6 protein-coding genes and 3 rRNA genes are annotated in these 16,095 nt (G+C 60.6%); 3 read left to right on the top strand and 6 right to left on the bottom strand.

All coding sequences use genetic code 11. The annotated features are described in order from the left end of the window. Nucleotides 1-44 precede the first annotated feature (44 nt). From ACWA13_RS04610 to ACWA13_RS04600, 3 genes are all read left to right on the top strand, one after another. Nucleotides 45-1,127: an ABC transporter ATP-binding protein gene (locus ACWA13_RS04610; RefSeq protein ID WP_463936984.1), complete on the top strand. Its 1,083-nt coding sequence runs from the start codon at nucleotides 45-47 to the stop codon at nucleotides 1,125-1,127. Nucleotides 1,128-1,284: 157 nt separating this feature from the next. After that, nucleotides 1,285-2,847, top strand: a complete 1,563-nt coding sequence (locus ACWA13_RS04605) for a beta-N-acetylhexosaminidase (protein WP_463936983.1) — start codon at nucleotides 1,285-1,287, stop codon at nucleotides 2,845-2,847. A gap of 32 nt (nucleotides 2,848-2,879) precedes the next feature. Next, complete coding sequence (locus tag ACWA13_RS04600) at nucleotides 2,880-4,289, top strand: DUF4032 domain-containing protein (protein WP_463936982.1); 1,410 nt, start codon at nucleotides 2,880-2,882, stop codon at nucleotides 4,287-4,289. A 63-nt stretch (nucleotides 4,290-4,352) separates the two neighbouring features. Here ACWA13_RS04600 and ACWA13_RS04595 read toward each other — a convergent pair whose 3' ends face one another. The 6 genes from ACWA13_RS04595 to glgB form a co-directional block, all read right to left on the bottom strand. Next, the gene (locus ACWA13_RS04595; protein WP_463937828.1) at nucleotides 4,353-5,696 is read right to left on the bottom strand and encodes an FAD-binding oxidoreductase; all 1,344 of its coding nucleotides are present in this window, start codon (nucleotides 5,694-5,696) and stop codon (nucleotides 4,353-4,355) included. A 69-nt stretch (nucleotides 5,697-5,765) separates the two neighbouring features. Further along, entirely contained in the window at nucleotides 5,766-6,251 is a 486-nt protein-coding gene (locus ACWA13_RS04590; protein ID WP_463936981.1) for an SRPBCC family protein, read from the bottom strand. Between the two features lie 146 nt (nucleotides 6,252-6,397). Beyond that, nucleotides 6,398-6,514, bottom strand: a 5S ribosomal RNA gene (gene rrf, locus ACWA13_RS04585). A 207-nt stretch (nucleotides 6,515-6,721) separates the two neighbouring features. After that, nucleotides 6,722-9,846: ribosomal RNA gene (locus ACWA13_RS04580) — 23S ribosomal RNA — on the bottom strand. 543 nt (nucleotides 9,847-10,389) lie between these two features. Then, a 16S ribosomal RNA gene (locus ACWA13_RS04575) occupies nucleotides 10,390-11,913 on the bottom strand. Together the 16S, 23S and 5S rRNA genes form the textbook arrangement of a ribosomal RNA operon. Before the next feature lie 460 nt (nucleotides 11,914-12,373). Beyond that, nucleotides 12,374-16,093, bottom strand: coding sequence for a 1,4-alpha-glucan branching protein GlgB (glgB, locus tag ACWA13_RS04570; protein WP_463937827.1), 3,720 nt, complete (start codon nucleotides 16,091-16,093; stop codon nucleotides 12,374-12,376). Between the last annotated feature and the right edge of the window lie 2 nt (nucleotides 16,094-16,095).

The raw sequence follows: 16,095 nt of genomic DNA, 5'->3' as shown, positions 1-16,095 counted from the left end.
ACGGATCGTCCGGCACGTACCTGCCGGTGAAGGGATTGATAACTGTGGCAACAGTTACTTTTGATAACGCAACACGTCTTTACCCGGGCACAGAAAAGCCCGCCGTCGATAAGCTCAACATCGACATCGCCGATGGCGAATTCCTGGTCCTCGTTGGCCCCTCCGGCTGTGGTAAGTCCACTTCGCTGCGTATGCTCGCAGGCCTTGAGGATGTCAACGCCGGCCGCATCCTGATCGGCGACCGCGACGTCACTGACGTCCCGCCGAAGGACCGCGACATCGCCATGGTCTTCCAGAACTACGCCCTGTACCCGCACATGACTGTTGCGGACAACATGGGCTTCGCCCTGAAGATCGCAGGCGTCTCCAAGGAAGAGCGGGCCGAGCGTGTCCGCGAAGCCGCCAAGCTCCTGGACCTCGAGCCCTACCTGGACCGCAAGCCGAAGGCACTCTCCGGCGGTCAGCGCCAGCGTGTTGCCATGGGCCGTGCAATCGTCCGTAACCCGCAGGTCTTCCTCATGGATGAGCCGCTTTCCAACCTGGATGCCAAGCTCCGTGTCCAGACGCGTACGCAGATCGCATCCCTTACCCGCCGCCTCGGTGTCACCACCGTGTACGTGACCCACGACCAGGTCGAGGCCATGACCATGGGCGATCGCGTTGCGGTCCTCAAGGACGGCCTCCTGCAGCAGGTCGACACCCCGCGCAACCTGTACGACAAGCCGAAGAACGTCTTCGTTGCCGGCTTCATCGGCTCCCCCGCCATGAACCTGCTGGAACTGCCCGTCGTCGACGGCGGCGTTCAGTTCGGCGGAACGGTTTACCCCGTGCCGCGCAACATCCTCGAAGAAGCACATGGTTCCACCGTCACGCTGGGCTCACGTCCGGAAGACCTCGAAACCGTTGGCAACGGCGAAGGCCTCCAGGTTGAGGTGGACGTTGTCGAAGAACTCGGCGCTGACGCCTACGTCTACGGCCACACCACGCTTGACGGCCAGGACCACGACATCGTGGCACGCGTCGACGGCCGCCGCCCTCCGATGAAGGGTGACACCATCTTCGTCCGCCCGCAGTCCGGCCACGTGCACCTGTTTGACACCAAGACCGGCCTGCGCCTGGGCGCCTAGTCGCCACCTCCGGTGGTTGAGCCTGTCGAAACCCGGTCTCGACAGGCTCGACCAACGACAGACGAACGACGGCGGCCCCTCCTTTGGACATTCATTGGAGTGGCCGCCGTCGCACGTTAACACCCCCAATGCGAGCAGGAGCTCTGTGGATTACCCCATGTCGCTGATTCCCTTCCCCGTCCTGCTGGACCAGCTGGACCGGGAAGGTTTTGTCCTCACTCGCGACAGCGCCATTTCGGCCGACGCGGAGTGCCTGCCGGCCGCCGGGGAACTAGCCAAGATCCTGCGGCGAAGCACCGGCTTTGAGGTGCCGGTCCTGAAGTCCGCGCCCTCGGGCGCCGAAATCGTTCTTGCGGTCGATCCTGAGCTTGCGCTGGGGGCAGCCCAGACCGACGGCCCGGCACCGGCGGAGGCTTACACGCTTACCGCCGATGCGTCCGGCGTCGTGATTACCGGAGCTTCCACGGCCGGCGTGATCAACGGCGTACAGACGCTGCGGCAACTCTTTCCTGCCGACGTCGAAAGCCCTTCCCCGGTTTCAAGGGACTGGCGGGTGCCGGCGGTTACCATCCGCGATTTCCCGCGCTTTACCTACCGCGGCCTCATGCTGGATGTTGCGCGGAGCTTCCTGACAGTGAATGAGGTGAAGCGGCAGATCGACACGATGATGCAGTTCAAGTTCAACGCGCTGCACCTCCACCTGACGGATGATCAGGCCTGGCGGATCGAAATCAGGAACCCGGAACACAACCCTTCCGGCCTGGACTACGGCATGCTGACCCGTCTGGGCGGCACTGGCGCTGTTGATACTCCCGGCGTCGGGCTGGGTCCCGGGCACACGGGGTTCTACAGCCAGGCGGACTTCTCGGAAATAGTCGCCTACGGGGCACTCCGGAACATCCTGGTGATCCCGGAAATCGATATGCCCGGCCACGTCAACGCGGCCCTGGCTGCCGTGCCGCAGCTCAACGCCAACAACATTCCACCGGCAATGAACACCACCGGCGAAGTGGGGTTCTCCAGCCTTGACGCCAACAATCCTGTGACCTATGAGTTTGCCCGGGAGGTGATCCGGCAGCTGGCAGCGCTGACGCCCGGGCCCTACCTGCACATCGGCGGGGATGAAGCCCTGGTCACGCCGCGCGGAGAGTACCTGGCTATGGTGTCTGGGATTGCCTCGATGGTGGCTGACGCGGGCAAGGTCCCGGTGGGCTGGAACGAATATGCCGCTGCGACGATTCCGCACGGTTCCGTCATCCAGTACTGGCACGGCAGCACCTCCGCCACGGTGGAGAAAGCATCCGACGCCGCTGCCTCGGTGATCATGTCGCCCGCCCAGCACACCTACCTGGACCAGAAATACGCTCCTTCCAGCCCTATCGGCCTGGACTGGGTGGAAGGCGGTCCGTTCAGCTGGCGTGAATACTACGCCTGGGATCCAGGGCAGCTGGGCATCCCGGCGGAACACGTCCTGGGCGTTGAAGGCCCGCTCTGGACCGAAACCGTCCGCGGCGGGCTGCAGGCGGACTGGCTGCTGTACCCGCGGGCGATCGCGTTGGCCGAGGTGGCCTGGACCCCGCAGGAAAGCCGGCACGCGGACCATCTTGCAGGTCGCCTGGGTGAGGTGGGTGTCCGGCTGGCACTCCAGGGAGTGGCGTTCCAGACTGCACCTGACGTCCCTTGGGCTGCACAGCCCGTCTACCCCTTCAATGACATTTAGCCGTTGCGCAGCAAGTAGGAAAGAATTGGATCATGACTGAGGACAACAGCGCGCTCTGGCACGACGAACCTACGGATTACGGGCAGATCGGCAAGTTGCCCCGGTTCGAGGCCGCGAGTGCCAATGACGGCGCGATGAACGTATCCAGCTCGCTGAGTATTACGGCTGCAGCCACCGAGCCGGAGTTGCTGGACCTGCCGTGGCACATTGCCCTGGAGGACTGGCCGGCGGAGAACCTGGCCGCGCTCCCCCGCGGTATCTCCCGGCACATTGTGCGCTTCGCCCACTTGGGTGGTTCGGTCATCGCCATCAAGGAAACGTCGGAGCACGTGGCCCGCCATGAGTACCATATGCTGCGCAAGCTGGCCCGGTTGGATGTTCCCTGCGTCGAGCCGGTAGCTGTTATCACAGGCCGCACCACGCCACAGGGCCAGCCGCTGAACCCCGTGCTGGTGACCCGGCACTTGAAGTTCTCCATGCCGTACCGTGCCTTGTTTTCGCAGATGCTGCGGAAGGACACCCTGACCAGGTTGATCGATGCCCAGGCGCTGCTGATGGTCCGGCTCCACCTCATCGGTTTCTATTGGGGCGACGTTTCGCTCTCCAATACGCTGTTCCGCCGCGACGCCGGCGCCTTCGCTGCTTACCTGGTGGATGCGGAGACCGGGGAGCTCTACCCGGACCTCTCCACGGGGCAGCGCGAATATGACCTGGAGATTGCGCGGGTAAACATCGCCGGTGAATTGATGGACCTGCTCGACGGCGGCCTCATTGAGGAGAAGGTGGACCCCGTCGCCACCAGCGAGCTGATCATGGACAGCTACCGCCGGCTCTGGGCCGAACTCACGGAGAAGGAATCGTTCGAACTCGGCGAACGCTGGCGCGTTGGGGCACGCATCCGCAGGCTCAACGAGCTCGGCTTTGACGTCGAGGAATACGCCATCAAGACCACCCAGAACGGCTCCACCATCCAGCTGCAGCCCAAGGTGGTTGACGCCGGCCACCACCAGCGGCGCCTGCTCCGGCTCACCGGCATTGATGCCCAGGAAAACCAGGCCCGGCGGCTGCTCAATGACATGGATTCGTTCCGGGCGGACAACAATCCGGACATGGACGAGGAATACAGCGCCCACCTGTGGGTCAGCCAGATATTCGAACCGATCGTCCGGTCGATCCCCCGTGACCTTTCTGGAAAGCTCGAGCCGGCGGAGGCCGTCCACGAAATCCTGGAACACCGCTGGTACATGTCCGAGCAGGCGAACCGCCACATTCCGCTGGCCGAAGCAGTGCAGTCCTATATCGATTCCATCCTCCGGCACCGCCGCGACGAGGCCGCGATCATGCTGCACCCGGACACCGAGCTGCTCAAGATCCTGGAAGTGGAAACTGAGGAATCCCGGTATGGGCAGGACGAGGAAGAATACCCGGATGCGGACGACTAAGCGCTGTCCGGAGTGCCCGCATACCTGGACCGGCTATGCTTCCGCCTATATGAGGCGTTGACCTTAGATCGCCTTACCAGGGTTCAGGATTCCGGCCGGATCGAAAAGCTCCTTAATCCTGCGTTGCAGCTCCCGGACCTCCGGAGCCTGCTCAAGCCCCAGCCAGCGCCGTTTGTACTGCCCCACGCCGTGCTCACCGGTAATGGTTCCGCCCATCTCCAGGGCAGCTGCCACTGAATCATCCAGGGCGAGGTGCAGTCTCTCAATGGCCTCGGCGTCTGCCTCTGTCCGGTCAATCCAAAACGTGGGGTGAAGGTTGCCGTCCCCTGCATGGGCAACCACCCGCAAGCGGACGCCACGGCGGACCGCCATCGCCTCAAGCCAGGCCACATAATCCACCAACCGTGAGCGGGGTACTGCCACGTCCTCGCCCACCCGGTAGTCATCGTCCGGAGCGGCGCCACGGCTGTTGCGCCGCAGGTCCACCAGCCGTTCCGCCTCGGCGCTGGCTTCGGTGGTCACCACGGCGCCGCCGGCCGCAAGGACGCTTCGAACGACGTCGGCCTCCGCCTCAGCCCCAAAGCCATCCGTTTGGATGAGCAGCAGCGCCGTGCCGCGGGCCCGGAGATCGGAGCCATAGGCCGCATCCAGTTGGGCGAGCGAGCCGCCGTCGAGCAGTTCCATAATGGCAGGCTGCACGCGCGCGCGGCCCACAGCCAGCACTCCCGCAGCAGCCGAAGGGAAATCGGGATAGAACGCGGCGATGGTGTGGACGTGGCGCGGCAGGTACTTTAGCCGGACTGTCGCTGCCACCACAATTCCCAGAGTCCCTTCGGAACCAACGAACAGCGCGGTGAGGTCGTAGCCGGCTACGCCCTTGAACGTCTGGTGCCCTGTATGGATCAGCGAGCCGTCGGCCAGGACAACGTCAAGCGCCAGCACTGAATCGCGCGTCACTCCGTACTTCGCACAACGCAGCCCGCCGGCATTGGTGGCAACGTTGCCGCCAATGGTGGATATCCGAAAGCTGGCTGGGTCAGGCGCGTACATGAGCCCGTGCTGGGCGGCAGCATCGTCGAGTGCAGCGTTCACCACTCCAGGTTCGACGACGGCGGTCTCGTCGTCCGGGTTCAGGTCCAGAATGCGGTTCATCCGTTCCAGGCTCAGGACGATGCAGCCCCGGCTCGCGTGCGCACCGCCGGACACCCCGGTCCCGGCACCGCGGGCCACCACAGCGATCCGGTGGGCTGAACAGGTGCGCATCACAGCCTGGACGTCAGCCACGGTTTCAGCCCAGACCACAGCAATGGGCAGGTGGTAGTCAACGATCGGCGAGGCGTCCACGGCGTAACTGGCACGGGTTGCGTCGTCTACCGAAACCTTTCCATGGCCAAGGAGGAGGGCCAGTTCCTCCGGAATTCCTGCCGTGCTGGTGGTCTGCTGAGTTTCATGCACGAGCCCAGTTTAGGGTGGCGCCTAGCTTGCGCCCATAAAACGCGCGAAGTGGGACAGGATTTCCGGCCAGGCCTGTTCCCAAAGCCGGCGGACAGCAGCCGGGTTCTCTGCCCCCTCCCACCCGTCGTGGCGGATCTCTACTGTCGTGGAGTCCTCACCACGGACAAAAACGGCCCTGACCTCCGTTGACCACAGTGCAGTGGTGCCCGGATGCCACGAGGCCTGGAAGGTAAAGGGGGGCTGCCAGTCGCCCACCATGCCCCAAATGCTGGTCCGGCCATCATCGGCAGTTTCCAGGATAAGCTGCTCCTCGAACTCAACGTACGAGCCCTCCCCGTACACGCTGTGTGCGGGCATTGGCCACCACAGATGTGTGTGGTCGGTGAACCCTTCAAATGCCCTGGAGTCGGGCCCGGGTACCGTTACCGAAGCCACTACTGCTTCCGGTTGGCCTGCTGGTTTGGGGTCCGGTGCGTCGTCGGCTGCATGGCTGAAGAGACTGTTCATGATGCCCAACTTTACCGCGACCATTGCTTCCCGGATTTCTGCTCCTGGCGTCTGGCGTCTGGGCCTTGGGTGGTTTGCGTTGGCGGGTTGGGTGGTTAAAGGGGTCAGGCCCCGACACGTGGTGTCGGGGCCTGAGCCTAGTGTTTGTCCGGCGGTGACCTACTCTCCCACACCCTCCCGGGTGCAGTACCATCGGCGCTGTGGGTCTTAGCTTCCGGGTTCGGAATGGGACCGGGCGTTTCCCCCACGCTATGACCGCCGTAACCCTTGTACCCGTCACCCCTTGTTGGGGGTGTGGGAAGTCTGGTGTTACAACTTGTGGTGTTGTTATTTTGTTGTTGGTTCCTGTGCAACGTGCCCGTGGTGCGGGTTTGTTGTTTGGGAACCACATAGTGGACGCAAGCAGTCTTGATCTTTACGCAGTGCTTTGGTGTGAACGTCTTTTGAAGGTTTCGTTCACGCACTGGTGTGTGGTGTAAGTTATCGGCCTATTAGTACCGGTCAGCTTCACGGGTCTTTAGTCCCCGCTTCCACATCCGGCCTATCAACCCAGTGGTCTGGCTGGGGGCCTCTCACACACGAGGTGTATGGAAATCTCATCTTGAAGCGGGCTTCCCGCTTAGATGCTTTCAGCGGTTATCCCATCCGAACGTAGCTAATCAGCGGTGCACTTGGCAGTACAACTGACACACCAGAGGTTCGTCCGTCCCGGTCCTCTCGTACTAAGGACAGCCCTTCTCAAATTTCCTGCGCGCGCAGCGGATAGGGACCGAACTGTCTCACGACGTTCTAAACCCAGCTCGCGTACCGCTTTAATGGGCGAACAGCCCAACCCTTGGGACCTACTCCAGCCCCAGGATGCGACGAGCCGACATCGAGGTGCCAAACCATGCCGTCGATATGGACTCTTGGGCAAGATCAGCCTGTTATCCCCGAGGTACCTTTTATCCGTTGAGCGACGGCCATTCCACAATGTACCGCCGGATCACTAGTCCCGACTTTCGTCCCTGCTTGAGATGTCTCTCTCACAGTCAAGCTCCCTTGTGCACTTACACTCGACACCTGATTGCCAACCAGGCTGAGGGAACCTTTGGGCGCCTCCGTTACTCTTTAGGAGGCAACCGCCCCAGTTAAACTACCCATCAGGCACTGTCCCTGACCCGGATTACGGGCCGAAGTTAGATGTCCAAAGTGACCAGAGTGGTATTTCAACGATGACTCCACCCGAACTGGCGTCCGGGCTTCAACGTCTCCCACCTATCCTACACAAGCCACTCCGAACACCAATACCAAACTATAGTAAAGGTCTCGGGGTCTTTCCGTCCTGCTGCGCGTAACGAGCATCTTTACTCGTACTGCAATTTCGCCGAGTTTATGGTTGAGACAGCGGGGAAGTCGTTACTCCATTCGTGCAGGTCGGAACTTACCCGACAAGGAATTTCGCTACCTTAGGATGGTTATAGTTACCACCGCCGTTTACTGGGGCTTAAATTCTCAGCTTCGCCTTGCGGCTAACCGGTCCTCTTAACCTTCCAGCACCGGGCAGGAGTCAGTCCGTATACATCGTCTTGCGACTTCGCACGGACCTGTGTTTTTAGTAAACAGTCGCTTCCCCCTGGTCTCTGCGGCCCCGATCCCCTCCAGAACGCGTGGTTCTTTCAAGGTTGGGGCCCCCCTTCTCCCGAAGTTACGGGGGCATTTTGCCGAGTTCCTTAACCATAATTCTCTCGATCGCCTTAGTATTCTCTACCTGATCACCTGTGTCGGTTTGGGGTACGGGCGGCTAAAACCTCGCGTCGATGCTTTTCTCGGCAGCATAGGATCACCAAATCCCCCCATACGGGGGTCCCATCAGATCTCAGGCATCACGAACAGCGGATTTACCAACCATTCACCCTACATCCTTAGACCGGGACAACCATCGCCCGGCTTGGCTACCTTCCTGCGTCACACCTGTTAATACGCTTGCCTCCCAGGATCAGGTCCTGCGCTCCACCAAAACCCTCACACCACAAGGGCGATCGGGCAGGCTTCGGGCAGTTAGTATCCCCTGTTCAGCATGGGCGGTTTTTCGCCGGTACGGGAATATCAACCCGTTGTCCATCGACTACGCCTGTCGGCCTCGCCTTAGGTCCCGACTTACCCAGGGCAGATTAGCTTGACCCTGGAACCCTTGATCATTCGGCGGACGGGTTTCTCACCCGTCTTTCGCTACTCATGCCTGCATTCTCACTCGTGTAGGCTCCACCGCTGGTTTACACCGCGACTTCACTGCCCACACGACGCTCCCCTACCACTCCAGACGACTGAACCACGAAGGCTTGTCTACTATCTGAAATCCACAACTTCGGCGGTGTACTTGAGCCCCGCTACATTGTCGGCGCGGAATCACTTGACCAGTGAGCTATTACGCACTCTTTCAAGGATGGCTGCTTCTAAGCCAACCTCCTGGTTGTCTTCGCAACTCCACATCCTTTCCCACTTAGCACACGCTTAGGGGCCTTAGTTGGTGGTCTGGGCTGTTTCCCTCTCGACTATGAAGCTTATCCCCCACAGTCTCACTGCTGCGCTCTCACTTACCGGCATTCGGAGTTTGGCTGACGTCAGTAACCTTGTAGGGCCCATTAGCCATCCAGTAGCTCTACCTCCGGTAAGAAACACGCAACGCTGCACCTAAATGCATTTCGGGGAGAACCAGCTATCACGAAGTTTGATTGGCCTTTCACCCCTACCCACAGCTCATCCCCTCCATTTTCAACTGAAGTGGGTTCGGTCCTCCACGACGTCTTACCGTCGCTTCAACCTGGCCATGGGTAGATCACTTCGCTTCGGGTCTAGATCACGCCACTGCAACGCCCTATTCAGACTCGCTTTCGCTACGGCTTCCCCCCACGGGTTAACCTCGCGACGTAACACTAACTCGCAGGCTCATTCTTCAAAAGGCACGCCGTCACAACTACAAGGTTGCTCCGACGGATTGTAAGCACACGGTTTCAGGTACTGTTTCACTCCCCTCCCGGGGTACTTTTCACCTTTCCCTCACGGTACTGGTCCGCTATCGGTCATTAGGGAGTATTTAGGCTTATCAGGTGGTCCTGACAGATTCACACGGGATTTCTCGGGCCCCGTGCTACTTGGGATACTCTCCAGGCGGCACCAAACATTACGGTTACGGGGCTCACACCCTCTACGGCCGGCCTTTCAAGACCGTTCACCTATGCCAGCACATCACACCTCACTGTCCCGGCAGAGACAGTACGGAAAGTCCCACAACCCCGACCATGCAACGCCCGCCGGCTATCACACATGGAACGGTTTAGCCTGATCCGCGTTCGCTCGCCACTACTGACGGAATCACTATTGTTTTCTCTTCCTGCGGGTACTGAGATGTTTCACTTCCCCGCGTTCCCTCCACGTACCCTATGTGTTCAGATACGGGTCACCAGGTAACTCGCGTTCCTGGCGGGGTTTCCCCATTCGGAGACCCTGGGATCAAAGTCCGGTTATCGACTCCCCCAGGCATATCGCAGATTCCCACGTCCTTCTTCGGCTCCTAATGCCAAGGCATTCACCGTGTGCCCTTAAAAACTTGACCACAAAGATCAATTCAAAACAGATTTTCGAGAGAACCACAGAAACCGTCCCCGCACACCCAAAGGCGCACGGAACCAGATCCAGGTTCATATTCTTGGAAATTGCTTCTTATAAAAGATGCTCGCGTCCACTATGTAGTTCTCAAACAACAACCCCAAACCACACACCCCACACAAGCCCCGCGAACGGGACCACCATGCGATCGATGCAGCCAGGAAACCAGAAACAAACAAACCCGCAAACACCCCCACCCACCCAAAAGAGCAGAAGAAAGCATCCACGGCCCTGTTGCCTCAGGACCCAACAGTGTGCCAAACACTAAACCACCCGCAAACCCCACCACATCGTTCCAAGCAACCACCAACCCCCGCAAAGAGGAAGAACAGTCACCGTACTGGACAAGCGAAACCACAGACAGCCGCTATTTATTGATATTCCACCCATGAGCACCCGCCGCAGAACTAGCGTCTGCGCAACGGGCATATACTCCTGACAAACCCCCACACCACATACGCGGCATGAACAATCTGTAGGTGCTCCTTAGAAAGGAGGTGATCCAGCCGCACCTTCCGGTACGGCTACCTTGTTACGACTTAGTCCCAATCGCCGGTCCCACCTTCGACAGCTCCCTCCCACAAGGGGTTAGGCCACCGGCTTCGGGTGTTACCAACTTTCGTGACTTGACGGGCGGTGTGTACAAGGCCCGGGAACGTATTCACCGCAGCGTTGCTGATCTGCGATTACTAGCGACTCCGACTTCATGGGGTCGAGTTGCAGACCCCAATCCGAACTGAGACCGGCTTTTTGGGATTAGCTCCACCTCACAGTATCGCAACCCTTTGTACCGGCCATTGTAGCATGCGTGAAGCCCAAGACATAAGGGGCATGATGATTTGACGTCGTCCCCACCTTCCTCCGAGTTGACCCCGGCAGTCTCCCATGAGTCCCCGCCATTACGCGCTGGCAACATGGAACGAGGGTTGCGCTCGTTGCGGGACTTAACCCAACATCTCACGACACGAGCTGACGACAACCATGCACCACCTGTAAACCGACCACAAGTGGGGCGCCTGTTTCCAGACGTTTCCGGTTCATGTCAAGCCTTGGTAAGGTTCTTCGCGTTGCATCGAATTAATCCGCATGCTCCGCCGCTTGTGCGGGCCCCCGTCAATTCCTTTGAGTTTTAGCCTTGCGGCCGTACTCCCCAGGCGGGGCACTTAATGCGTTAGCTACGGCGCGGAAAACGTGGAATGTCCCCCACACCTAGTGCCCAACGTTTACGGCATGGACTACCAGGGTATCTAATCCTGTTCGCTCCCCATGCTTTCGCTCCTCAGCGTCAGTTAATGCCCAGAGACCTGCCTTCGCCATCGGTGTTCCTCCTGATATCTGCGCATTTCACCGCTACACCAGGAATTCCAGTCTCCCCTACATCACTCTAGTCTGCCCGTACCCACCGCAGATCCGGAGTTGAGCCCCGGACTTTCACGGCAGACGCGACAAACCGCCTACGAGCTCTTTACGCCCAATAATTCCGGATAACGCTTGCGCCCTACGTATTACCGCGGCTGCTGGCACGTAGTTAGCCGGCGCTTCTTCTGCAGGTACCGTCACTTTCGCTTCTTCCCTACTGAAAGAGGTTTACAACCCGAAGGCCGTCATCCCTCACGCGGCGTCGCTGCATCAGGCTTTCGCCCATTGTGCAATATTCCCCACTGCTGCCTCCCGTAGGAGTCTGGGCCGTGTCTCAGTCCCAGTGTGGCCGGTCACCCTCTCAGGCCGGCTACCCGTCGTCGCCTTGGTGAGCCATTACCTCACCAACAAGCTGATAGGCCGCGAGTCCATCCAAAACCACAAAAAAGCTTTCCACCCCCCACCATGCGATGAGGAGTCATATCCGGTATTAGACCCAGTTTCCCAGGCTTATCCCAGAGTCAAGGGCAGGTTACTCACGTGTTACTCACCCGTTCGCCACTAATCCACCAGCAAGCTGGCATCATCGTTCGACTTGCATGTGTTAAGCACGCCGCCAGCGTTCATCCTGAGCCAGGATCAAACTCTCCGTTGAAGTAAAACAAAAACAGACACAACCACACCCACGGAAATAACGCAGGAAAATGGCTGCACAAAATTTGAAACCAGCTGAAAAAAACCAGACCCACACCACAGGGGCGGCACAGGCCCGGTCAAAAACAACCAATTCATATAAATAAATCGGTATCAATAAACTTGGCACACTATTGAGTTCTCAAACAACAGACACACCCGGCACCACCACAACATCTCAGCCGTGGATCGCTCCGGAGCAACTTTACTATCTTAGGCGCTGCCTGCATCCCTGTCAAACCGGTGATTTTCGACCCGCTGAGCGGATCTTCCACCGGCTGACTCCGGGGAGCAGCGCGGAAATTAACTATACCACCACTCTTCCGGGAGTGCCAACCAGCTCCCGGAAGGTGGTGTTCGCCCAGCATTGCGGGCCTCTGGAGAGAGCCCTTGTTGCGAGCGACATGATGAGAAAGCCTGTCCTAGACCGTAGGCGGAACGGAGTCCTCCGAAGCGACCGGTTTGAAGTACGCCGCTCCAAGGGGCGGGAGGCTGACCGTCAGCAACGCGGGCTGCCCGTCGACACCGGGCGTGGAGGCAAGCTGCGGTCCGACATTCAATACACCCGAACCACCGTAGACGGTGTTGTCGGAGTTAAGGACCTCCACCCACTCCCCAGCCAACGGAACTCCCAGCGCGAAGTCGTGGTGCGGTCCGCCAGCGAAGTTCACGGCGCAGACCAGCGGGTTCCCGTCGCCATCCCAGCGGATGAACGTGAGGACATTACGGCCTGCATCCCCGCCATTGATCCACTGGAAGCCGGCGGCTTCGTTGTCCTTCGCGTAGAGGGCCGGCGTAGAGCTGTAGACCTCATTGAGGTCCTTGGTCAGCAGCTGTATTCCGCGGTGGGCGGGAATATCAGCGAGGAACCAGTCCAGGCCATACTGCTCGGACCATTCGGCTTCCTGGCCGAACTCGGTCCCCATGAAGATCAACTGCTTCCCCGGGTGCGCCCATTGGAAAGCAAGGAACGCCCGAAGGTTGGCAAGCTGCTGCCAGCGGTCACCGGGCATCTTGCGCAGCATGGATCCCTTGCCGTGGACAACCTCGTCGTGGCTGATGGGCAGCAGGAAGTTTTCCGTGAACGCGTAGACGAGGGAGAACGTCATGGTGCCGTGGTGCCATCTGCGGTTGATCGGATCCTCGGAAGCGTACTTGAGCGAGTCGTGCATCCAGCCCATGTTCCATTTGATGCCGAATCCCAGACCGCCCTGGCTGGTGGGAGCGGTGACGCCGGGGAAGGCCGTGGATTCTTCCGCGATCATCACAGCGCCCGGATGCGTCTTGTACACGGTGGCGTTGGTCTCCTGCAGGAAGGAGATCGCCTCAAGGTTTTCCCGGCCGCCGTACTTGTTGGGCCGCCACTGGCCGGCTTCGCGCGAGTAGTCCAGGTACAGCATGGACGCCACGGCATCCACGCGAAGGCCGTCAATGTGAAACTCCTCAAGCCAGTACAGCGCATTGGCCACGAGGAAGTTCCGTACTTCGGAGCGGCCGAAGTCGAAGATCAGTGTTCCCCAGTCCGGGTGTTCGCCCAGCTGCGGATCGGAGTGTTCGTACAGCGGCTCGCCGTCGAACTGTGCCAATGCCCAGGAATCCTTGGGGAAGTGTGCCGGTACCCAGTCCAGCAGGACGCCGATCCCGGCCTGGTGCAGGCAGTCCACCAGGTAGCGGAACTCGTCAGGGTGGCCGAACCGGGACGTGGGTGCGAAGTAGGAGGTGACCTGGTAGCCCCACGAGCCGCCGAACGGGTGCTCCGCAACGGGCATGAACTCCACGTGCGTGAACCCAAGCCACTGGACGTAGTCCACCAGTTCCTTGGCCAGCTCCCGGTAGCCGAGCCCCAGCCGCCAGGAACCAAGGTGGACTTCGTAGACGCTCATGGGTGAATTATGTGGATCCCGGGCGGCCCGGGCATCCATCCAGTCCTGGTCCTGGAACACGTACTGCGGTTCCACCACCCTGGATCCGGTGAGCGGCGGCACCTCGGTGCCGAAGGCCAGGGGATCTGCTTTTTCGATCCAGTTCCCGTGCCGGGTCTTGATCTCAAACTTGTAGCACGCCCCTGCTAAAACGCCAGGAAGGAAGACTTCCCAGATGCCGGAGGAACCCAGCGAACGCATTGCGTGTTCACGCCCATCCCAGGCGTTGAAGTCTCCTTTGACGCGAACAGCCTGGGCATTCGGGGCCCAGACGGCGAAGGAGACGCCATCGACGTCGCCCAGCGAAGATTTGTAGTGCCTGACGTGGGAACCCAGGACCTCCCACAGTTTCTCGTGGCGGCCCTCACCGATCAGGTGCATGTCCAGCTCGCCGACAGTGGGCAGGTAGCGGTAGGGATCGTCAAAGGTCTGCGCCGCCACACCCTGGTATGTCACCTCGAGCCGGTAATCCGGAACGTGCCCCGGATCGGGCGCATCCATGACCGCCACCCAGATGCCGTGGGCCTCGTGAACCATGGGAACGACGGCGTTGGCGGTCACCACGGACACGGCTGTGGCCAAGTGCTTGACCGTGCGGATGGTGACGTAGCCATAATCATCCAGATGGGCTCCGAGGACCGAGTGCGGGGCATGGTGTTCGCCGTTGGCAACCTGTCCCAACGTGCCCTGGTCAACACTGATGGGCTTGCGCGGGTTTTCCGCTGGAACTGAGTTGGTCATATATTCACCTTCCGCTGCTGCATCCGGCTGGTCGCCGGAGCCGTTACCGCCAAGGATCCGCCTGGACGCATTCACTGGAATGGCCAGCCAACCTGGCCTGTTACGCAATTCGTAGACCACCTCGTAGAGGGCCTTGTCCAGCCACAATGCCATAAAGAGGGGCGATGTCCGGTCAATGGTGCCGGGCGTGACCGAGGTATACCCGGCGATGAAGGCTTCGGCGCAGGCATCCACCCACTCCTGCCGGACCTCAACGCCTGCGCTCTCCCGCTCCGCAGCACCGGCTGCGTAGTCAAAGGATCGCAGCATGCCCACCACATCGCGCAGGGGAACGTCCGGAGTGCTCCGTTCAGCGACCGGACGCAAGGGTTCGCCCTCGAAGTCAAGAATGGCCCAGCGATCCTGGTTCCCATCCGCGCCCGCCACTTTGAGAATCTGGCCCAGATGCAGGTCCCCGTGGATTCGCTGCAGCGGACCGGCGGGACTGCCTTCAACATTTTTCAGCAGGCTTTCAAGTGCATCATCGTAAGGACCGACGGCGGTACCCGCCTCGACCCAGTACTGCCGCACCCGCTGGGTTACTGCTGCTGCAATGTCCCTGCCCGGGACAGACTCGCTCGACTGGCCAAGTGCTTCAGCCAGCCGCACGTGAACAGTAGCCGTCGCCGCCCCGAGCTCACGTGCCTCAGCGCTAAAGTCGCGACCCTCACGGGCTGCTTCCACCGCCAGGCGCCAGGCGTCCTGGCCGCCGGCGAGGAACTCGTGCGCCACTGCCAGCTCACCCTCGGCAATATGTGGCTGCCCCTGGCCGGTCATGGCCCGCCACTGGCCGCGCACCCAGCCAAGCGTGGCCGGAACTTCGGTACATCCTGCTGCGGTAAGGGCCGCGCCGACGCCAACCTCTGGATTCTCTCCTTCGGAGAGCACCCGGAAGAACTTGATGATGCTGGCGGCAGCGCCGTCGTCGACTATCACCGAACTGTTTGACTGCTCCCCGGTCAGTACACGGCTGGTGGTAGCTGTTGCCGGGAGCGCCGGCCCGGCGAAACTACGGTGTCCTGAAACTCCCGACGGCGGGCCGCCGGCAGCAGGAGTGCCAAGGGCGGCGGGCGTGCCGGGACGCATAAGGTCAAGCCATGCAGAAATGAAAGCCGGATCGTGGACGGCGTCGTAAACCCAGAGCGGGCCGGCGTCGGGAGCCGGCATCTCGCCCACCAGGGCCTTGGACAAGGTATCCGAAGTAGACAGGTGCCGGCTCAGTGGTACCTGCACGATGTCGCGGCGGATTCCGGCATCGGCACCGGCTGATTCCACGGCCAGCAGCAGGACTTCCAGTTCGACACTCCCGGAACCGGGCAGGCTGAATCCCCCCACCCGCTCCAAGCCAAACTGGGGGGTCTTAACCGGGAACCAGCGTTGCCGCGGCAGCCAGGCGCGCAGGAGTGCTTCGAGAGCGGGATCCAGTTCCGGCGACATCAGCA

This window comes from Pseudarthrobacter sp. TRD_SC_9 (assembly GCF_055361265.1).
Note: the sequence above shows the minus strand (reverse complement) of the source record. Positions and strands in the feature narration are given on the sequence as shown.

Bases quoted from the DNA above. Each gene is read 5' to 3' on its own strand.
- ACWA13_RS04605 (WP_463936983.1), top strand. From the start codon at position 1,285: ATGTCGCTGATTCCCTTCCCCGTCCTGCTGGACCAGCTGGACCGGGAA.
- ACWA13_RS04600 (WP_463936982.1), top strand. From the start codon at position 2,880: ATGACTGAGGACAACAGCGCGCTCTGGCACGACGAACCTACGGATTAC.
- ACWA13_RS04590 (WP_463936981.1), bottom strand. From the start codon at position 6,251: ATGAACAGTCTCTTCAGCCATGCAGCCGACGACGCACCGGACCCCAAA.